Here is a 20858-nt window from a genome sequence, read left to right as displayed (position 1 = left end):
AGGCTGGTCGGCACTTTTTTTGTTAGACCTGGCTAAATGACGCCGGTGCGCCGGAACGCCGGTACGCCGGTACATGCTGTGAAGAAATTCCTACACATATACGTTGTGGGGCGATATAATGAACGGGAAAGTGCACCCATCAGCAGGAAAGTTTATCAAACTGGTCCGGGAATGCTTTTGTTAGTCTTAGCTTTTTACATCTGACAACCAATGAGAAACAAAAAACTCCTCGTCTATATTCTTGTTTTCGTACTTCTGATCGCAGCCGGCTGGGCGGGCTGGCATTTCTATAAAAGGGAAAATGCAAATCCTGTTTCCGGGCTGAAACCCCGGGTAGAAATGGGGATCGGGCATATTACCAATATTACAGACAGTACCATTGACCTCTCCCTGAAACTGCTCGTGCACAATCCATTGCCTGTGGAGCTTGACATAAAAGGTTTCGAGTATTTTGTTGAAATGAATGGCGTGAAGATCATTGAAAACGAATACTCCAAGCCGTTACTGATCAAATCCCGGGATAGTACGATGGTAATGCTGCCTTCTCAGCTGAAAATCAAGGCGCTCAAACAGGAAGGTAACTCGGAAGCCAGCCAGGGAGAAGATAGCGCCGACTATCACTTCGAAGGTACATTTGCATTGAACAAACCTTTCTTGGGCAAAGACTCAGTTACACTTTCGAAGGATAAAAGGTTGCCGCTTTACCGCCTGCCCAAAGTCGAGATCGTTGATTTCGATATCACCAAATTCCGCCTGGGAAATTCAGATGTAATGCTGCAATTGAAGTTTTCTAACCAGAATCCCTTTCCGGTCCAGTTTGAAGATCCTTCCTATGTAGTAAGTCTGGGCAGCCAGGAGCGGCTGGCGGAAGGCAGCGTAAAGGGGGCGACTAAAATCAAGGGCAAAAGCAGCGAGATTTATCAGATCCCGCTTTCCGTTGATATGGGTAAGTTTATGAAGGCTGTCGGTCAGGTGATTACCCAAGGCAAGTCTATTCCATTTACGCTTTATTTCAAAAGTAAGTTGGTTTCCGACAATGATATTTTCAAGAAAAGCGACGTAAACGTGGTGGTTGACGGCACTTTGAAGGATATCGAAACGGTGAAGAAAAACCTGTCCAAGTAGCGGAAGCTACCTGGACGCGGTAAACCAGACTGTCATTTCATTCGCACCCCGGTTCGCCCAGGCATAGTAGGGGATCAGGGTTACATTGTCCTGCGACTTCAATACATTCAGTCCGCCGAGCATATCCTTTCGGAACTCAGGTGTAAATGCCTGATCGGGCTTGATTTGCAGCGAAAGCGCCTTACCCTGGTTATCGTGTCCCTCTGCACAATACAGTATAGGACCGCGTTCGATGGCAACTTTCCCTTGATTTGACTTTATATTTTCATTTGAAACAACCTGTCTGACCGGCATATCCATTGTCAGCTCGATTACATCACCTTTTTTCCAGGTTCTGTTGAGCTTTACATATCCATTTACAACACCCGCTTCGCTCTTTTTACCATTTACCAAAATGCTGACAGGCTGTTTTGTTTGCGAAACGTAAGTGTACAGATCTCCGGGAATTGCCTGACCGGTCGCCCAGCCTGGAATGCGTACTGAAATCGGAAATGCGGCTGTTTTTTCGGGAGATACCATGATTTTTACCTTTCCTTCCCATGGATAATTCGTTTCCTGAACCAGCTTCACCGCAGCTCCATTGACTGCAAGCGTTGCCTCGTTTCCTGCAAAAAGATTAACAAACACCTCATTGTTTTTGACTGCATATATGTATCCCGGTATAGAAGGAAGAAAGCGTGATACATTGCTGGGGCAGCAGGCTGTGCCAAACCACTCGCTCCGAACCGCCGCGGTGCCTTTTCCGAAATCGTTCTTTCCATTCGATGACATTGGATTGACGTAAAAGAACTCATTTCCTTTCACCGACATGCCGCCCAGAAATCCATTGTAGAGCACCCGCTCAAACACGTCCATGTATTTGCTCTCTCCGGTATTCAGGTACATTTTGTGGTTCCAAAGCATATTGGCGATCGCCGCGCAGGTTTCCTGGTATGCATTGTCATTGGGAAGTACATAAGCTTTGTCAAAAGCCTCGCCATCCTCGCGCGCGCCCACGCCACCGGTAATGTACTGCTTTTTAAAAGTAGCATCTTCCCAGATTGTGTTAAGTGCGTGATTATATGCAGGCTCGTTTTCGACCATTAACATATCAGCCACAGCTGCGTACAGGTACTGCGCACGCACTGCGTGACCCACTGCTTCCCGCTGCCGCACAAATGGTACCTGGTCTTGAAAGTAGGAGGGACCCAGCTTGTGTTCGTCCAAGAACAACGGCCGTTTGTCGGACCGGCCGCGCATGGCGATGAAGAATTTTGAAAGTTCCAGGTAATCCTTTTTGCCTGTGGCGTGGTAAAGGCGGACCAATGCAGTTTCGATTTCCTGGTGACCGGGCACGACCAGTAATTGGCCAGGTTTGGGTCCGATCGTTTTCACGAGGTGATCTGCATTCTTGGTTGCTACATTCAGGAGTGTTTTCTTGCCGGTCGCCTCGTAGTGTGCAACTGCCGCTTCATAAAGGTGCCCCACGTTGTAGAGTTCATGGCTGCCGTTTTCAAAAGAGTAACGGTGTGGCCCCGCAATCCAGTCGTAAGAGCCGGTCGTGTCTTTGTTGATTGTTCTGATTGTATACAAATATCCGTCAGGCTCCTGTGCAGCTGCGAATAAGGTGATCAGACTGTCGAGGTAATGGTCGAGTTTGGGATCGTATTCATTTTGCAGCACATAGGCCGCACCCTCAACGACTTTGAAAACGTCTGAATCATTGAACCTTACACCTTCGAATTTTCCTTTTTTCAATCCGCCGGCGACCGCGAAATTGTCGATCCGTTTTGATTCCTCGCATTGGTGCAATGCGTGCGGGATCGTTACATTTTTTGCGACCTGAACTCTATCGTGCCAAAAACCCGCCGTGGTTTTTACATTTTTAAGTGCGACAGGCTGAATCGTTTGTGCCCGAGAATCCAAAATGATTGTAAAAATAAGATACAACGTTATCGCGATGTATTTTGTCATGTGAAAGTCTGTTGCTAATGAATATGAGGTAGTGATGTATTTTAAACGACAATAAATATACCAGCAATGAACCGTCTCATACTTATTCTGGCCTTAGTGACTGGCTTTTCTAAATCTTACGGTCAATCTTCACCTTGGATATTGGGAGGCAAAATAGGTTTCGGCACAAGCGGAATTAACAAAAGCGAATATGAGATTCCGGAGATTTACAGAGATTTTTCAAGAGGAGCCAGTTTCGCATTCGGCATCCGGGGCGGATATCGGTTTTTCAGATATTTCGCCTTGAATGTAGATGTTGAGTGGCAGCACCTGCGCGACAATCAGAAGCGAACTAATAGTTTCAGATCCGCGAACGAGGATTGGGTAACGAACACACTTCAGTACGAAGCCAATCTCCAACGCCTGCAAATGCCTGTCACATTGCAGTTTTCACCATTGAAAAAAGCGGAATTTAGGCCTTATATCGTGGTCGGGATTGTGCCCACTTACATTCTTTCTGGATCGTTTATGGAAAAAGGCAGATCTTCGGTCGAAGGCGTGATATTCCCTGACGTCGACCTGGACGCAGATTTTAGTATACCCCAAAATAGAAAGTACAAAAGTGCAAGTCATTTTGTGGCAGGTTTGGGACTGGGCATAGGCAAACACTTCGCCATTGAAGCGTTGCATCATTTTGGGGAGAAATTAGTTTACACCACTTTTGATCCAGGCAACACCTTTGTACTCCCGCCGACGCGAATTACTTATGCGCAAAGAATCTCGCAGCTTTCGCTTATATACCTGATCAGGTAACCTATAACCCGTACTTTTCCATTCTCCGGTACAATGCGGCGCGGCTCAGGCCGAGCTCGCGGGCAGCGTCGGTGATGTTTCCGTTGAAACGTTTCATGGCCTTCACGATCATGGTCTTTTCCATGTCTTCTAAATCAAAGCCGGTAGCTGTTGTGGGTTGTCCGGCTGAGCTTTTGAGGAAAAGATCGTCGGGCTGCAATGTTTTTTCCTGGGATAAAATCACGGCCCGTTCCACTGCATGCTGCAATTCACGGATATTTCCCGGCCAGTTATATTGCTGCATTTTTTTGATCAATGCACTGCTGATATCGTTGACGGGCCGGTTGTATTTTTTGGCGTATAGTTTGAGGTAATAGTCAGCCAGGGCGCTGATATCTTCCGGCCGCTCACGCAATGGCGGCAAATCGAGCTCAATGGTATTGATCCTGTAAAGCAAATCCTGGCGGAAGGTCTTTTCAGTAACCATTTTTTCAATATTCATATTAGTGGCGCAAATCAGGCGCACATCCAGGGTAATGGGCTTGTTGGAACCTACGCGCGTCACCCGCCTCTCCTGGATCACGGTGAGCAGCTTCGCCTGCAGGGGCAATGTGAGGTTGCCGATTTCGTCCAGAAATATGGTACCGCCCTTTGCTTCTTCAAATCTCCCGGCCCGGTCTTCCTTGGCATCTGTAAAAGCCCCTTTTACGTGACCGAAAAGCTCGCTTTCAAAGAGTGTCTCGCTCAGTGCACCGAGATCAACAACCACAAAAGGCTTGTCTGCCCGCTTGGAATGCTGGTGAATATGTTTGGCAAGCTGTGTTTTTCCTGTTCCGTTTTCACCCAAAATCAACACATTTGCATCGGTACCTGCCACTCTTTCCGAGGTACCAAGCAGCTGGCGCATGATTTCGCTCGTAGCTACAATGTTATCCGATGAGGATTTTGCTTTTTTAGGATCTTCCTTGGATTTTTCTTCCTGGACCACAGCGGGCTTGTCCTTCCCGCCTTCCAGCGCCACTGCGATCGTCGCCAGCAGCTTATCGTTTTCCCAGGGTTTAAGTACAAAATCAATTGCGCCGGACTTAATGGCGCGTATTGCCATTTCAATGTCTCCGTATGCCGTGATCATGATAACCTTCGCAGCCGGGTTGATATCCAGAATCCGGTCGAGCCAGTGAAACCCTTCGCGGCCGCTGTTCACGTCACGCGTGAAGTTCATGTCCAGCAGGATCAGGTTATAGTCTCCGTTTGTTACGAGGAAAGGTAACTTCTGCGGATTTTTTTCGATGTCTACTGCTTTTGCGTGGCGTTTCAACAGAAGTTTGGCCGCACTAAGTACGTCCACGTCATCGTCAATGATCAGGATTTTGGCTTCGGAGAGTTGCATGGCTGTTTAAATTGCCGTTGACTTCAGTCAACGGGTATTAATTGGTTTGGGGGTTGCCTGGGCAACTGATTTTTATTGTGCGGTAAGTTAGTTGATACAATTTGAAATTCTATTTCCTCCGCTACTAAAAACGCGTTATTTTGAGCTTTATCACGAAAAATCCGGCTTGTCCGCAGCCGAACAAGAATGTCCGATAACGAACATTGGAAGTGCTTCATCAATATGTAAGCGCATTGAAATTGAGCTTGTTATCCTGGTTTCTCTTCTTTGGCACAGCGATTGGATAATCTAGGGAAAACTATCACGGCGAATTTTCAATAACACATATAATGGAAGTCAGGACACCTAACTCAACAAGCACCAGCAACAACGGTTTCTCCGGAGGGTCATCAATGGACAAAATAAAACCAAAGAAATTCTGGACTACCCAGCGCATCGGGATTATCGCCGGTAGCACCTTGCTGGTCACTTTCCTGGTTTACCAGTTTTTCTTCGCCGACAAGCGGAGCAAGCTGAACGTAGAACAGGATAAATTAACAGTATCAACAGTAAAACAAGGCCGTTTCGACGAATTTATTGTTGTTACCGGGGTTGTTCAGCCACTCAAAACGATCCAGCTGGATGCAATTGTAGGCGGATATGTCACCGAGAAGCTGATCGAAGGCGGTAATATGGTAAAGCAGGGCGATATCTTGTTGAGATTGGAAAACCAGAATCTGAAACTAAGCTTTCTGCAATCAGAAACAGAGGCAAGCCGATTAGTGAACGATCTTCAAAATACGCGTCAGAGTTTGAAAATTGCGCGGTTTAATCTTCAAAAGACATTAAGCGATCTGGATTTCCAATTGGATCAGGCCAAAGATGCACATGACCGGAATGTGAAATTGTATAAAGATAAGGTCATTCCGGAGGCTGATTTTCTTAAAACGAAAAGAGATTACGAGAAGCTTGTCCGTCAGCGCGAGATTGAAATCGAATCGCAGAAATACCAGGAGGAAAATGCCCGGATGACGATCAACCAGCTGGAAGGTACCCTGGCAAATACACAGAAAAACGTAAGCCTGTGGCGCCAGACTTTGGATAACCTGGTGGTAAAGGCACCAGTGTCGGGTTTGCTTTCTTCGATGAATGTGGAAGTCGGCTCGAACATCAACCAGGGCCAGAACATCGGTCAGATTGACGATTTGAATGGTTTTAAAATGCGGGTTAGCGTCGACGAACATTACATTTCCCGGATTTTTGCAGGCTTGCAGGGTTCAATGGAGTTCAATGGAAAAGACTATGGGTTGAAGATCATTAAAATTTATCCTGAGGTACTCAGCGGTCGTTTTGAGGTAGATATGCAGTTTGACAAAGGTGCTCCGGAACTGATCAAGAGAGGGCAGTCAGCGCCGATCCGTCTGCAACTGGGCCAGCCTTCGCAAGCGACGTTGCTGCCGGTAGGAGGGTTCTTCTCTGAAACAGGAGGTAACTGGGTTTACGTAGTAGGCGACGACGGCAAGAGAGCCGCTAAACGCAGCATCACACTAGGCCGCAAAAACCCTGAATACTTCGAAGTACTGGAAGGATTAAAACCAGGCGAAAAAGTAATCACAAGTTCTTACGAGAATTTTGGGGATAATGAGGTGTTGGAATTTTAAACGATACTTCGGCCGTCGGCACTCGGCGGTCGGCCTTTTTAACTCTATTAGTAATTATCAAAATTAACAATAACCAAGGCCGACAGCCGAGTGCTGAAAGCCGATAGCCAAGAAACCAATGATCAAAATCACCAACCTGCACAAGGTCTTCTCTACAGAGGAAGTTGAAACTACTGCGCTTAATGGCATTGACATGGATGTGAAAGATGGCGAGTTTGTCGCTATCATGGGTCCGTCCGGATGTGGTAAATCCACTTTGCTGAACATTCTGGGTTTGCTGGACAACCCGAGTGAGGGCTCTTACGAGTTTTATGGCACGGAAGTCGCAAAAATGTCGGAACGCCAGCGTGCGCAGATCCGCAAGGGGAATATCGGTTTCGTATTCCAGAGCTTCAACCTGATCGACGAACTGACGGTATATGAAAACGTGGAGCTTCCATTGCTGTACCTCAAAACACCACCTGCCGAGCGCAAGGAAAAAGTAGAGGCTGCATTGACCCGCATGAATATGATGCACCGCCGCAACCACTTCCCGCAGCAGCTTTCAGGTGGTCAGCAGCAGCGTACCGCCATCGCCCGTGCTGTAGTAGCAACACCGAAGACCATACTTGCCGATGAGCCGACTGGTAACCTCGACTCTAAAAACGGGGAAGAAGTAATGAACCTGCTCAGTCAGCTGAATGCATCCGGAACCACCATCCTGATGGTAACCCACTCGCCTTACGACGCAGGGTTTGCCCACCGGATCGTAAACCTGTTCGACGGCAAGATCGTGACGGAGAAAGTACATGTTTAGTTAGCTGTCAGCCGTCAGCTTTCGGCTGTCAGCTTTATTTTACTGATCTTAAGTAGGATTGCTGATAACCATTTTTTCGACCGCCGACCGCCGACCGCCGACCGCCGACAAATATTTAGCCAAATTTACCTCATGAAAAAAATCCTGACCATTTTGCTGGCTTGTACCAGCACGTTTGCTCTGGCTCAGAAGAAGTGCCATTTGAGCAGAAGTATTGACGACGACGGCAAAACAATGTCGATCCGGGTTACCGGTACAATTGATGGTCGGGAGATCAACTTTTCCCGCTCTTTTGATGTGGCCGAATTAAGCCGCGCCGAGCGGGTGGAGTTGCGTGACAAGGTAATAGAATCATTGGGCAGCGGGAAAATGAATATACCCGAGCCGCCCAAGCCGGTAGTGGCAGTAGCGCCGGTACCTGCACCGCCGCCGCCGGTGCCTTACTCTCCCGAAGAACCCGTTTTTTATTCATCGGCTAATCCGGAGCCGGAATTTTCGCGGTCACGCGATCCGCACAGGAAGGCTTTTGAAGGACTTGAATCCGCGGGATACCGGAAGCATGTAAAATACAATCCGCAAACCGGTGAGCTGTTTTTGCAATACCATTTCAAGAAAGACGAAGAAGAGTTTGTCTTTGAAAAAACGGTAAACGCAGAGGATAAATCAGAGGCAGAACGCCAGCGCATTATTGATCGCTTCGAACGCGAAATTGAATTGCCAGGCAAGGGAGTGGACATGTAAACCGGCGAGATTATGCTTCAAAACTATTTGAAAATAGCCTGGCGGAACCTGCAAAAGCACAAGTTCTACTCATTTCTAAACATTTTCGGGCTCTCGCTCGGGCTGGCCAGCTGCCTGCTGATCACTTTGTACGTGATCGATGAGCTGAGCTACGATGACTCATTTGATGCCGCTGACCGGATTTACAGGGTAAATTCGGATATCCGTTTTGGGGGTGCAGATATGTCATTGGCCGTCGCGCCTGATCCGCTTGCATTCACCATGCTCAAAGATTATCCGCAACTGGAATCAGTTACGAGGCTGCGGGATGATGGGAGCTTTCTTGTACGCCGGAAAAACGCTACGGAAAGTCTGAAAGAGGATGTCGTATGTTATGCTGATTCCACCTTTTTTGACGTATTCTCAACACCTCTCATTGCAGGCGATCGTAAACGTGTACTCAGGGAGCCTTTTACGATGGTGATCTCTGAGCGCTTAGCGAAAAAGTACATCGGCTCGCAGAATCCTATCGGGCAAATTTTGGTGCTTGATAACAATCTCACCTATACCGTGACCGGTGTGATGAAAAACATTCCGGAGCACTCGCATTTGTCGGCGCTGAATATGCTGCTATCGATGAGCGCTTATCCGGAGAGTAGGGAAGATAATTGGGGTAGTCACAACTTTCAGACTTATCTCAAACTGCGGAAAGGGGTTAAAGCTGCACAGTTCGAAAAGAATTTTGATACCATTCTTGAAAAATATACGAGTAGCTGGTTGAAGCAGGTCATGGGCGCTACGCTAGGTGAAATGCGGAAGTCAGGGAGTAGTATCAAATACAGCCTCATGCCGCTGACCGACATTCACCTGCGCTCGGATCGTAAAGCCGAGATCAGTGCAAATGGTAACATTCAGTATGTATACATTTTTGGGATAGTTGCAATTTTTCTTTTGGCAATCGCGTGCGTAAACTTCATGAACCTGGCAACGGCACGTTCGTCAAACCGGGCCAAGGAAGTAGGTGTGAGAAAAGCGCTGGGCTCGAAACGTTCATTTTTGATGAGCCAGTTTCTGACAGAAGCAGTTTTGCTTAGCCTTTTGTCGCTTGCATTGGCACTCGTGCTCGCTTATGTTGCATTGCCGTTTTTCAATAATCTCGCCAGCAAGCAGATCAGCTTTCCATTCGGTAATGTCTTGTTCTGGGTTGTTGCTGTTTTTACCGCTGTTGCAGTCGGCATACTGGCGGGAAGCTATCCCGCATTCTTCCTCTCTGCATTTACGCCATTGAAAGTGTTGCGCGGCGGGGTGGATCAGAATGGAAGAGGTGGATACCTGCGCAATGCATTGGTCGTGTTTCAGTTTATGGTCTCCGTCATGCTGATCATCGGTACCGGAGTCATTTACAACCAGCTGAATTTCATTCAAACCAAAACACTGGGCTATACGAAAGACCAGGTTTTGATTATTAAAAACACGTATCCACTTGACAAAAAAGCCCGTGCATTCAAGGAAGAAGTGGCTCAGCTGCCGAATATTCAAAGTGCCACACTCACCAGCTTTTTACCAACTCCATCAGCCCGTACCGACAACACCTTTTTTCCAGAAGGCGAGATGCAGCAGGAAAAAGGGATCAGCATGCAGCGCTGGACAGTTGATTATGATTATATCAAAACACTTGACCTGAAAATGAAATCAGGTCGTGCATTTCAGCAAGATTTTCCAAGCGATTCTTCCGGCATCATTATCAATGAAGCAGCTGCCAAAATTCTCGGCTATGCAGATCCGGTAGGAAAGCGGATATACGATCTGGTTCTGGATTCTGCCGGAACGCGGCGGACGTATACTATACTGGGTGTAGTAAAAGATTTCCATTACGAGTCGCTGCGGAAAAACATCGGCGCGTTAAGTATGATACTGGCGCCGAGTAACGGACTGGTAGCAATGCGTATTAAAGGAGGGAATTACCAACAGACTATCGCCCGGGTGGAATCCCTCTGGAAAGAAATGGCACCCGGACAGCCTTTTAACTACGGGTTTTTAGACGAAGATTTTGATAACCAATACCGCAGCGAGCAGCGTGTTGGCCAGATCTTTATCACTTTTGCGGTAATCTCCATTATCATAGGCTGCCTCGGACTGTTTGGTTTGTCTGCATATACAGCTGAAAGACGAACCAAGGAAATCGGCGTGCGAAAGGTACTTGGTGCAAGCGTACCGAACATTATTGCTCTGTTATCCAAGGATTTCCTGAAACTGGTACTCCTCTCCATCCTGATCGGAAGTCCGGTTGCCTGGTACGCAATGAACAGCTGGCTGAAAGATTTTGCCTACCACATCGACATATCCTGGTGGATGTTCGCCAGCGCCGGCGCATTAGCTATTGTAATCGCATTGCTGACCGTAAGTTTTCAAAGTATAAAAGCAGCATTGATGAACCCGGTGAGGTCGTTGAAATCTGAATAGAGGAAGAAAGGGAGGAAAGGGATGAAAGGGAGGAAGGGGCATTGTCAGACTGACAATACAAGTTGAAATATTTCTTCCTCCTTCCTCCCTTTCCTCCTTCCTCCCTTTCCTCCTTCCTGCCAAATCACTAACAATCCCAAAATCCCATGCTAAAAAACTACCTGAAAATCGCCTGGCGGAACTTGTGGAAGAACAAGACTTTCAGCCTGATCAACATTCTCGGACTTGCGCTGGGAATGGGTTGCAGCCTTCTAATTATGCTGTGGGTTCAGGATGAAGTGAAGATGGACCGCTTTCATGCGAATGACGAGCGCCTTTTTTCGATCATGGAAAACCAGTTTTACTCTGGTACAATCAGCACTTTTGCTGCTACTCCCGGCGTCCTTGCAGAAGCGATTGTGAAGGATATACCCGAGATTGAAATGGCTAGCCAGGTACTTTGGGAAGAAGAGCCGGTGATGATGGTCAAAGATGTTTTTGACAATGAAAAAGGAAGATATGTGCAGGGTGATTTCCTCAACATGTTCTCTTTTGAACTCTCACAAGGCGACAAGAAAACGGCATTAAAACGCCCCGACGGCGTCGTAATATCTCGGAAGCTGGCTGACAAGTATTTCAAGGGCCAGGATCCGATGGGGAAGACGATCCGCGTCGACAATAAGGATGATGTGATTGTTACCGGTGTTTTAAAAGAGATCCCGACTTATGCTTCCATGAAGTTTGACTTCCTGATGAGTTACGACCGCTGGCTGAAACAAAACAAGTGGGCGAGTGAATGGGGCAACAATGGTCCGCGCTGCGTGGTGCTGCTTGCCAGGAATGCAGATCCTGAGCGGGTAAGTGCCAAGATCAAAGACTATATCAAAACCAAAAACAAGGATAGTAATGTGGAGTTGTTTTTGGTTAACTACGGCAAATCCTATCTGTATTCAAGATGGGAAGCGGGCAAGCAAAACGGCGGCAGGATCGAGTATGTAAGGATGTTCACGATCGTGGCGATTTTTATTCTCGTAATTGCGTGCATCAATTTCATGAACCTCGCTACCGCCCGCTCAGTGAAACGGGCCAAAGAAGTAGGTCTCCGGAAAGTTGTGGGCGCCTATCGCAGCAGCCTCGTTGGTCAGTTTATGGGTGAATCAATCCTGATCACTTTCCTCTCGCTGCTCTTTGCATTACTGATCGTCGTGCTGCTGATCCCGGCCTTCAACAACCTGACCGAGAAAAAACTCGCGCTCGATTTCCTTAATCCATTCCTGTGGTTGCTTCTGTTTGCATTGACAATCATTACAGGTATTGTCGCAGGCAGCTACCCTGCGATTTTTATGTCGTCGCTCAATCCGGTTACCATTCTCAAAGGTGCATTGAAGTTTAAGCCCAGCGCCACTTACTTCCGTCAGGGATTGGTGGTGTTCCAGTTTGGCCTGTCCATTCTCCTGATCCTCGCGATGATCGTGATCTATCGGCAAATCGATTATATACAAAACAAAAACCTCGGTTTTGCGAGGGAAAACCTGTTGTATATTCCCGATATCGAGAAGGGAATGGAAGGGAATTTTACATCCTTCAAGCAGGCACTTGAAAATGAACCCGGGATTAAGTCCGTCACGCATGCACAGTCCAGTTTGCTGGATATCGGAAGCTCGACAATGGGCGTTTCATGGCCGGGTAAAGACACAACCCAGCAACTGCTGTTCAGTGTAAATCCTGCGGGTTATGATTTTGTAAAAACAATGGGCATTCAGTTGCTCGACGGTCGTGATTTCAGCCGCGACTATGGTACCGATTCACTCAATTACCTCATCAATGAAGCTGCCGCTGCCAAAATAGGCTATAAAGATCCGGTCGGAAAGGAGCTGACGATGTGGGGCAAAAAAGGGAAGATCATCGGTTTGATGAAGAACTTCCATATGGGTTCATTGCACGTTCCGATAGAGCCGCTGATCGTCAACTTACAGCCGGCCAGATCAGTATGGGGCGTCGCATTGATACGCACGGGGGCCGGGCAAACAGACCTGGCGATCAGGAATATTGAGAAGTTGTTCAAGCAGTATAATCCAGGGCTGCCCTTTAAATACCAATTCGCCGACGAGGAGTTCGGCAATCAGTACAAAGCTGAAAATGTAGTCAGCAAACTCTCCAACTACTTTGCATTCCTGGCCATTTTCATTTCCTGCCTCGGGCTATTTGGACTGGCTGCATTCACAGCTGAGCAGCGCACGAAAGAAATCGGGGTCCGCAAGGTACTGGGTGCGAGCATAAGCAATCTGGTCGGAATGTTGTCGGCCGATTTTATCAAGCTCGTGGGAATAGCCGCATTGATCGCGTTTCCGATTGCCGGGTACTTCATGCAATCCTGGCTCGAAAAGTACGCCTATCGCATTGATCTCGAATGGTGGTATTTCCTTGTAGCAGGGATCGCCGCATTAATCATAGCCCTGGTAACCGTAAGTTTTCAAGCCATCAAAGCCGCATTAATGAACCCGGTGAAGTCGTTGAAGAGTGAATGATGGAGGAAAGGGAGGAAAGGGACGAAAGGGAGGAGGGATTTTATAATAACGCTCTTTTAATTTCCATCCTCCCCTTCGTCCATCCTCCCTTTCCTCCATCACCCCCTTTTATCCCCCGAAAAAATATGCTTAGAAATTATCTAAAAATCGCTATTCGTAATCTGACGAGGAACAAGGTTTTTTCGGGGATTAATATTGCCGGGTTGTCGCTGGGACTTACCTGCTGTATGTTGATCGTGCTGTATACCAAGGACGAAGTCAGCTTTGACCAGTTTCAGGAGCATAAAAGCCAGCTTTACCGTGTAAAGGTAACAATGGCCGATGAGCGGGAAACGAGGACTATCGGGAGTACCAATGCAGTTCACGGCCCGGCTTTCAAGGAACAGATCTCGGAAATCAAGGAGATTGTCAGAATGCAGAGCAATGCGTTTGTAGTCAAGAAAGGGGAGAACCTGATGAACGAGAATGTGCTCTTTGCAGACAATAACTTCTTCACCATATTTTCAATGCCGCTCTTGTATGGTGATCCTGAAACAGTATTGTCAGATATCAGCTCCATTGTTTTGAGTGAGCAGCTGGCAGAAAAGTATTTTGGCACAAAAGATGCGATCGGTAAGACGATGCAGCTGAAAATTGGCGAGCAGTTTGAGCCCTTTGTGGTGTCGGGCGTGGCTAAAAAATGCCCGGAGAATTCTTCCGTTCAGTTTGAAGCTGTACTTCCATTTAAGTTTCAGGAAGCGCGCGGGTGGACGGATAGTGAATGGCTGGGATTTTACATGAACACTTTTGTGCTGCTGCATGAGAAAGCAGATTTCAGGTCGATTGTACCTAAAATGAACGAGGTGTTTGCGGCTAAATCTGCCGAAGAAATCAGCAAGATCAAGGATTTTAACCGAAGGATTTCTTTTGACCTGCAACCGTTTTTACAAATTCACCTGGAAAGTGAAATCAGTGATGTGCGAAACGGTTTGAGCAACGGCAGCAGCCCCGTTTATTCTTATATCCTGTCAGGAATCGCTGTTTTCATTCTGCTGATCGCCTGTATCAACTTCATCAACCTCACTGTAGCCAGGTCTCTGAACCGTGCCCGGGAGATCGGAGTTCGGAAAGTTGTCGGCGGAATGCGGAAACAGCTTGTTTACCAGTTCCTGGGCGAATCTTTCATGCTTTCTTTCATTGCATTTGCAGCGGCCCTGCTGCTGACGCAGATCCTGCTACCCACTTTCAATGCGCTTTCCAATAAGCAGCTTTCGCTGTCTTACCTGCTGGATTTCTACCTAGTTGCGGGCTACTTTGCATTGTTCGTTCTGACCGGCCTGATTGCCGGATCGTACCCTGCACTTGTTTTGTCTGGTTTCAGTCCGGCGGAAGCGCTTTATAGCCGGATGAAGCTCGTGCGAAAGAATTATCTTACAAAAGGCCTGGTGGTATTTCAGTTTGCAGTCTCGGTTTGTCTCGTAATCGGTACGCTGGTGATCTATTCCCAATTCAAATACCTCACGAATAAGGATCTTGGCTACGACGACAAAAATCTCCTGAGTTTCCCGTTGGGCCGCGATGCAGGTCCGGATAAAGTGGAAGTGATCAAATCGGAGCTGAGGAACATTCCAGGTGTCAGCGAAGTCGCTGCTTTTAATGGAAATTACAATGGTACCGGCGCTAAAATCGGTAAGGGAGAAATCAGTTTTGGTTACATTGGGGTAGATGATGCTTTTTTGAAAACATTGAAAATACCGGTTACGAAAGGCAGGAATTTTTCGAGCAGTTTTCCTTCCGATCCGCAGAATTCGGTGATCGTCAATGAAGCTTTCGTGAAAGAAGCCGGCTGGAAGGATCCGGTTGGTCAGGAAGTGAATTTTGAATGGAAAAATCAGAAAATGAAAGTGATCGGTGTAGTTCGAGACTACCATTATGCCTCTTTAAAAGACACGATCAAGCCGCTGCTTTTAACCCAGGACCCAAACTACCGGCTGCAAACACTTTACGCCAAGCTGGACTCCAAAGACATTCCCGCTACCATTGCGGCGATTGAGCGTGTTTTCAGAAAAAACGTTCAGTTTATGCCATTTGAATACAATTTTGAAGATGTTACCAATCATAAACGCTACGAAGCTGAGGCGAGATGGCGCGGAATGATCACACTTTCTGCCCTGCTTTCCATTTTCGTTTCCTGCATCGGTTTGTTCGGTCTGGCTACTTTCAATGCGGAAACGCGTGTGAAGGAAATCGGCATCCGCAAAGTGCTCGGCGCTTCGGTTGCCAGTATTACTGCTTTGCTGTCCATTGATTTTGTAAAACTGGTGCTCATCTCCATTATCGTGGCGCTGCCGGTCTCTTACTATGCTTCGGAAATGTGGTTGCGGGACTTTCCTTATCGCATTGAAATTACATGGACCTATTTCGCCGCCGCCGCGATCCTGGCAATCATCGTAGCAATGCTAACAATCAGCTATCAAAGTATCAAATCAGCAACAATGAACCCGGTGAAGGCTTTGAGGAGGGACTAAGGGAGGTGGCTGTCGGCTGTCGGCTATCAGCCATTAGTCGTTAGCCATTAGCTATTAGCTCCGATATACCTGGAAACCCAAAACTTAAAACGCTAACAGCCGACAGCCGAAAGCCGAAAGCCATTAAAACCTACCCTTATGCTTAAAAATCAACTCAAAATCGCGTTTCGTAACCTTTATAGTTCGAAGCTTTTTACTTCGCTGAATGTCATCGGGCTTACTGGTGGGATGGTGGCGGGTGTTTTTATTTTGCTGTGGGTCCAGAATGAGCTGAGCTTTGACAGCTATCATCAAAAATCGGACAGGATCAGCCGCATTATCACACACCTGACGCTGAGCAAGGAGGAAACCTGGCATTGGGCTACCACGCCGCTGCCGCTGGCCGAGCAGATCAAACCGCTGCCGGAAATTGAAGCGGTGACCCGCGAAAATTACATAGGTAATCTGCCGATCAGGGTGGAAGAACGAAAAATCAATGGGCAAAATGCGGCTTATGTAGACACCAACTGGTTTGAAGTTTTTGATTACGAGTTTGTGGCGGGCTCTCCGGCGACATTCAAATCGGCCGTGAGGAATATAGCGATGACCGAGGCTAAGGCGGAGGAGCTGTTCGGGCAAACGGACGCAGTAGGAAAAACAGTTCGCATTGACTCACTTGATTACGCAGTCGCGGCGGTTTACAGGAATAATCCCGCGAATTCCAGTTTTCAGCTCGATTATATGCTCCCGATGTCTGCTTACCTGGCAGATCCTGGAAATCTTAAAAACAATGACAACTGGAATAGCTTCAATTTTCAAACCTTCATCTTACTAAAAGACAAGCCGGATCTTAAAAAGTTGAGCAAGAAGCTGACAGGGATTATTTCAGTATCCAAAAAAGACGATGACGGAAAGCCGTCGACTAACACAGCCCTTGAAGCGGAAATGCTGACTGATGTTCATTTTAATAATGAAATCCAGCATGCAAACAACACCAATGGCGACCGCAGGACGATTTACATATTCTTCGGGCTTGGTGTGGTGATTATCCTGGTGGCGTGTATCAATTACGTGAACCTCACTACCGCACGCGCCAGTGTGAGATCCAAGGAAGTTGGAGTGAAAAAATTGCTGGGCGCAAGGCACGCACATCTTTTCGGACAGTTTATGACAGAATCAGTTATGACCTGCGTGATTGCATTGCTGCTGTCTGTTTTGTGCATTTACCTGCTGCTTCCTGTTTTCAATTCAGTTACCTCCAAAACTTTTACGCTTTCCGTTGCGAACCCGGCAGTTTGGACGATCTTGTTAGGAACTACTTTACTCGCCATTGTTCTGACAGGCGTTTATCCTTCCATTTTGCTTTCCTCGTTCAAGCCTTTCGACACGCTCCGTGGTACCAATGTGCTTGGGACCAGCAATGCAGCTTTTCGCAAAGGGTTAGTGGTTGTGCAATTTACAGTCGCCATTGTTTTTCTGATTGCAATGCTGGTTGTCAGGCAGCAAATGGATTATATCCGCAACAAGGAGCTCGGCTATAACCGCGCGCATACATTTTCATTCAGTCTTCCGTGGGGAATGAAGTCCAAAATTGATGCAGCCACTGTCAAGGCGACGCTGCTTGCCGAGTCCAGTATTGCTGACGTGACGATCGCCAGCCAGAGCATTGTGCAGATCAATAGCAGTACCTCCGGTTCTTATGACTGGGACGGGCGCCCGAAGGATTTTGCTCCTACCGTCGCGCAAATTGTCGTGGAGGATAATTTTCAAAAGATGTTTGGTCTAAAACTGGCCGAAGGCCGCTGGTTTGAAGCAAATCGTGTAACGGATCAGGGCAATGTAATTTTGAATGAAACTGCTGTCAAAAAATTGAATTTGAAACAGCCGGTTATCGGAAAGCGGTTTGATTTTCAGGGTAACAAAGGGGTAATTATCGGAGTAGTGAAGGATTTTCATTTCAAAAGTCTGCGCGACAAGATCGAGCCCCTGGTGCTTTTCCGTAGCAGCGGCTGGCAATCTGCACTTTATGTAAAAGCGCAGCCCGGGAAAGATGCCGAGGCGATCCGGGCAGCAAACCGGATCTGGGACGAGTTCATTCCCGATTACGCGATGAAGTATACTTTCCTCGACGAGTCTTACGATATGCTCTACAAGAACGAGCAGCGGACTGCAACGCTTTTTAACACATTTACTATTACGGCATTGCTTATCTCCTGTCTTGGATTATTCGGTCTGGCCACATTCACGGCGGAGCGGAGGATCAAAGAGATCGGCATCAGAAAAGTGCTGGGTGCGTCGATTGCCTCGGTGGTATCCCTGTTATCAGCGGATTTTATAGTTCTGGTGCTGTTATCCGCTGCAGTTGCCTCTCCGATTGGCTATTATGCAATGGAAAAATGGCTGCAGGAATTTCAATACCGCATTGAAATCAGCTGGATTATATTTGCCCTGGCAGGCGCAGCGTCAATCATAATTGCATTGCTGACAATCAGCTACCAGAGTATCAGGGCCGCATTGATGAACCCCGTCAAAAGTTTACGTAGCGAATAAAGAGTAAAACCATCCATTCCATGCTAAAAAATTATTTCAAAATCGCGTTTCGCACGCTCTGGAAGAACCGGCTCTTTACGGTAATTAATCTGCTCGGGCTGTCTCTCGGGCTTGCCAGTGTTGCGGTGCTGATCCTGTTTGTGCAGCGGGGGATCACTTTTGATACTTTTCACGAAAACACGGACCAGATTTATCTTGTACAGACGCAAAATCGTGATGGCAGGTACAATCAGACGGTTCATCCTATTTTAAACCAACTCGTAAAAACATACCCTGAAATAGAGGATGGTACCCATTTCCAGGGTTGGTACGATTTGTGGATCGGCTACAAAGGCAAGGATGCGCAGGGTGATACGAAGTTTGTAGACCCCGGTTTTCTGAGCATTTTTTCTTTTAAACTAAAATACGGAAATCCTCAGACAGCATTGGCAGACCGGCAATCGATCGTGATCAGCCGGCAGATCGCCGAGTCGCTGTTTGGTAACAGGAACCCTGTCGGCGAGACGGTCTCTATCAACGATACCCTCAACTTCAAGATTACGGGAGTTTTGGAGAAAATTCCTGAAAATTCGTCCCTGCAATTTGATGTACTCGCGCCGATCGCTTTTCTGGAAGCCGATCCGAATTTTGCGAACAATGCCGATTGGTACAACACCTTCTCGAACGTATATCTGAAGTCGCGAAAAGATGCAGATGTAGCAAAGCTCCAAAAGCAAATGCCCGCTTTTGCAAAAGCACATTTCGGGGCCGAGGCTGCGAGCCGCGGCGTGCATATTGCGCCATTAAAGGAATACATTCATACGGAAAATCCAGGTTTCAAATGGATGATCTACGGCGCAATCCTGATCGCGGGCTTTATCCTGCTGATTATCAGTATCAACCTGCTCAATCTCAATACTTCCATTGCATTTACCCGCGCCAAAGAAGTGGCTGTGCGGAAAGTGACCGGCTCTACATTAAAACAGATCCTCTTTCAGTTCTGGACCGAGTCGGGCATTGTGCTGGTTGCCGCGCTGCTGCTCTCCATTGTATTTGCGGTAACATACCTGGTGCCGGAATTTAATGAGTTCAGAAAAGGGAGAATGCAGCTCGTACTAAGCTGGGAGCGCGATTATGTGACGCTTGTGGTGCTGGCGGCGGTTATCAGCCTCATTGCGGTGATAGCGGGCACGTATCCCGCACTTTATCTGAACAAACTGGATCTGAGGGATACGATCAAGGGAAAACTATCCAACAAGGCCGGCGGCAGGGGATGGACCCGCAGTACGCTGATCGTTGTTCAGTTTGTGATTGCATTTGCCCTGGCGATCGGCGCAATTACAGTAAGAAAGCAGGTGAGCTTTATGCGGCAGGCAAAGTTGGGATTTGAGCACAGTAATGTTGTGGTAGTCTCGTCGGACTTGCAGTACAAGAATGGAAAAGTTGCGAGTAGCCAATTTAAGTCGATCCTCGACGGCCTGAATCAGGATTCCCGCGTGCAAAGCATTGCTACTTCGAGTGTAGTTCCTACCAAATACTGGGGTAATTACAACATGTACCTGCCGGAAAAAGAGACGAACCGGGAAGTGCGGTTCAGGCATTTAGGTACGGGCTCCCGATATGCGGAGACGTACGGGATACAGATGATCGAAGGCCGCGAGTTTTCTGACGAAATCGACAAGGAGGGTAACAATAATCCGGTGATTATTAACGAAGCTGCGATGAAGGCCCTCGGCTGGAAAACAGCGGTGGGCAAGCGGCTGCGCCAGAAAAATAATACCCAGGTATACACGATTGTGGGGGTGATGAATGACTTCCATTATCAGGAGCTGAAAGACAAGATTGAACCGCTGCTGCATTGGTACGACGGCCCGGCAGGGATAAACAACTACCTGAGCATCAAGCTTCATGATGTAGGCCAAGCCAAGAGTGTACTATCGGAGATTGAGGCTAAAATGCAGAAAATCCCCGCGAGAAAGCCCTTTTCAGCATTTTACGCAACTGACGCATTGAGCAATCAGTACAATCACATGGACGGAATCTGGAAGATGGTCAATTTCGTCAGTCTGCTGGCTATCATTATCGCATTTGCGGGTGTTTTTGGTCTGATAACACTGGCGGCCAACCAGCGTACCAAAGAAGTGGGTATCCGCAAAGTGCTGGGGTCCGGGATCTTGGAGATTGTTTATTTGCTTTCAAAAGACTTTCTGCTCCTGGTGGTAATCGCGATTATCATAGGTTCGCCGCTGGCTTACCTGTTTGAGAAAAAGTATCTGCAAACATTCGAGTACCACATCAGCATTGACTGGTACATTTATGCACTGGTCGGGTTATTTGCCTTACTGCTCACCATGCTGACTGTTGGTTTCCAAAGCATCAAAACTGCATTGATGAACCCGGTGAAGAGTTTGAGAAGTGAGTAGAGGTGGGTGTTTACGTTTTGATATAAATCCTTATTTTTGATTAAACAAAATTTGA

12 protein-coding genes are annotated in these 20858 nt (G+C 47.4%); 10 read left to right on the top strand and 2 right to left on the bottom strand.

What is annotated here, in order from left to right; genetic code table 11:
- Nucleotides 1-210 precede the first annotated feature (210 nt).
- Nucleotides 211-1125 (top strand): LEA type 2 family protein, encoded by a 915-nt coding sequence (locus Q369_RS0101915; RefSeq protein WP_031525992.1) that lies wholly within the window; start codon nucleotides 211-213, stop codon nucleotides 1123-1125.
- 6 nt (nucleotides 1126-1131) lie between these two features.
- On the opposite strand, the gene Q369_RS0101910 is transcribed toward Q369_RS0101915, so the two are convergent.
- Nucleotides 1132-3078: a glycoside hydrolase family 127 protein gene (locus Q369_RS0101910; RefSeq protein WP_031525990.1), complete on the bottom strand. Its 1947-nt coding sequence runs from the start codon at nucleotides 3076-3078 to the stop codon at nucleotides 1132-1134.
- A 66-nt stretch (nucleotides 3079-3144) separates the two neighbouring features.
- Between Q369_RS0101910 and Q369_RS0101905 the strand changes: the two genes are divergently transcribed.
- Nucleotides 3145-3870, top strand: coding sequence for an outer membrane beta-barrel protein (locus Q369_RS0101905; RefSeq protein WP_031525988.1), 726 nt, complete (start codon nucleotides 3145-3147; stop codon nucleotides 3868-3870).
- A 1-nt stretch (nucleotide 3871) separates the two neighbouring features.
- Here the strand turns inward: Q369_RS0101905 and Q369_RS0101900 are convergent, their stop codons facing one another.
- A complete protein-coding gene (locus tag Q369_RS0101900) occupies nucleotides 3872-5239 on the bottom strand; it encodes a sigma-54-dependent transcriptional regulator (protein WP_031525987.1) in 1368 nt (455 codons plus the stop codon).
- Between the two features lie 392 nt (nucleotides 5240-5631).
- Here Q369_RS0101900 and Q369_RS0101895 point away from each other — a divergent pair, with 392 nt between their 5' ends.
- The 8 genes from Q369_RS0101895 (at nucleotide 5632) to Q369_RS0101860 (ending at nucleotide 20803) form a co-directional block, all read left to right on the top strand.
- On the top strand, nucleotides 5632-6879 hold the full coding sequence (locus Q369_RS0101895) for an efflux RND transporter periplasmic adaptor subunit (RefSeq protein ID WP_031525985.1): 1248 nt from the start codon (nucleotides 5632-5634) through the stop codon (nucleotides 6877-6879).
- 118 nt (nucleotides 6880-6997) lie between these two features.
- The gene (locus Q369_RS0101890; protein ID WP_031525984.1) at nucleotides 6998-7675 is read left to right on the top strand and encodes an ABC transporter ATP-binding protein; all 678 of its coding nucleotides are present in this window, start codon (nucleotides 6998-7000) and stop codon (nucleotides 7673-7675) included.
- Nucleotides 7676-7807: 132 nt separating this feature from the next.
- Nucleotides 7808-8416 carry a hypothetical protein gene (locus Q369_RS0101885; protein ID WP_031525983.1) on the top strand — a complete coding sequence of 203 codons (609 nt, stop codon included), beginning with the start codon at nucleotides 7808-7810 and terminating at the stop codon, nucleotides 8414-8416.
- Nucleotides 8417-8428: 12 nt separating this feature from the next.
- Nucleotides 8429-10858 carry an ABC transporter permease gene (locus Q369_RS0101880; RefSeq protein ID WP_031525982.1) on the top strand — a complete coding sequence of 810 codons (2430 nt, stop codon included), beginning with the start codon at nucleotides 8429-8431 and terminating at the stop codon, nucleotides 10856-10858.
- Between the two features lie 146 nt (nucleotides 10859-11004).
- A complete protein-coding gene (locus Q369_RS0101875; RefSeq protein ID WP_031525980.1) occupies nucleotides 11005-13365 on the top strand; it encodes an ABC transporter permease in 2361 nt (786 codons plus the stop codon).
- A gap of 125 nt (nucleotides 13366-13490) precedes the next feature.
- Nucleotides 13491-15872: an ABC transporter permease gene (locus Q369_RS0101870; protein WP_031525979.1), complete on the top strand. Its 2382-nt coding sequence runs from the start codon at nucleotides 13491-13493 to the stop codon at nucleotides 15870-15872.
- Nucleotides 15873-16010: 138 nt separating this feature from the next.
- Nucleotides 16011-18401, top strand: a complete 2391-nt coding sequence (locus Q369_RS0101865) for an ABC transporter permease (protein WP_031525977.1) — start codon at nucleotides 16011-16013, stop codon at nucleotides 18399-18401.
- Between the two features lie 20 nt (nucleotides 18402-18421).
- Nucleotides 18422-20803 (top strand): ABC transporter permease, encoded by a 2382-nt coding sequence (locus Q369_RS0101860; RefSeq protein WP_031525975.1) that lies wholly within the window; start codon nucleotides 18422-18424, stop codon nucleotides 20801-20803.
- Nucleotides 20804-20858: the final 55 nt, after the last annotated feature.

Source organism: Dyadobacter crusticola DSM 16708 (assembly GCF_000701505.1).
In the GTDB taxonomy this organism is placed as follows: Bacteria; Bacteroidota; Bacteroidia; order Cytophagales; family Spirosomataceae; genus Dyadobacter; species Dyadobacter crusticola.
The sequence above is the reverse complement of the archived record's forward strand: the minus strand, read 5'-3'. Positions and strand labels throughout refer to the sequence as shown.

What these genes read in the sequence shown, in the direction of transcription:
- Q369_RS0101915 (WP_031525992.1), top strand. Translation starts at nt 211, where the DNA reads ATGAGAAACAAAAAACTCCTCGTCTATATTCTTGTTTTCGTACTTCTG.
- Q369_RS0101910 (WP_031525990.1), bottom strand. Translation starts at nt 3,078, where the DNA reads ATGACAAAATACATCGCGATAACGTTGTATCTTATTTTTACAATCATT.
- Q369_RS0101905 (WP_031525988.1), top strand. Translation starts at nt 3,145, where the DNA reads ATGAACCGTCTCATACTTATTCTGGCCTTAGTGACTGGCTTTTCTAAA.
- Q369_RS0101900 (WP_031525987.1), bottom strand. Translation starts at nt 5,239, where the DNA reads ATGCAACTCTCCGAAGCCAAAATCCTGATCATTGACGATGACGTGGAC.
- Q369_RS0101895 (WP_031525985.1), top strand. Translation starts at nt 5,632, where the DNA reads ATGGACAAAATAAAACCAAAGAAATTCTGGACTACCCAGCGCATCGGG.
- Q369_RS0101890 (WP_031525984.1), top strand. Translation starts at nt 6,998, where the DNA reads ATGATCAAAATCACCAACCTGCACAAGGTCTTCTCTACAGAGGAAGTT.
- Q369_RS0101885 (WP_031525983.1), top strand. Translation starts at nt 7,808, where the DNA reads ATGAAAAAAATCCTGACCATTTTGCTGGCTTGTACCAGCACGTTTGCT.
- Q369_RS0101880 (WP_031525982.1), top strand. Translation starts at nt 8,429, where the DNA reads ATGCTTCAAAACTATTTGAAAATAGCCTGGCGGAACCTGCAAAAGCAC.
- Q369_RS0101875 (WP_031525980.1), top strand. Translation starts at nt 11,005, where the DNA reads ATGCTAAAAAACTACCTGAAAATCGCCTGGCGGAACTTGTGGAAGAAC.
- Q369_RS0101870 (WP_031525979.1), top strand. Translation starts at nt 13,491, where the DNA reads ATGCTTAGAAATTATCTAAAAATCGCTATTCGTAATCTGACGAGGAAC.
- Q369_RS0101865 (WP_031525977.1), top strand. Translation starts at nt 16,011, where the DNA reads ATGCTTAAAAATCAACTCAAAATCGCGTTTCGTAACCTTTATAGTTCG.
- Q369_RS0101860 (WP_031525975.1), top strand. Translation starts at nt 18,422, where the DNA reads ATGCTAAAAAATTATTTCAAAATCGCGTTTCGCACGCTCTGGAAGAAC.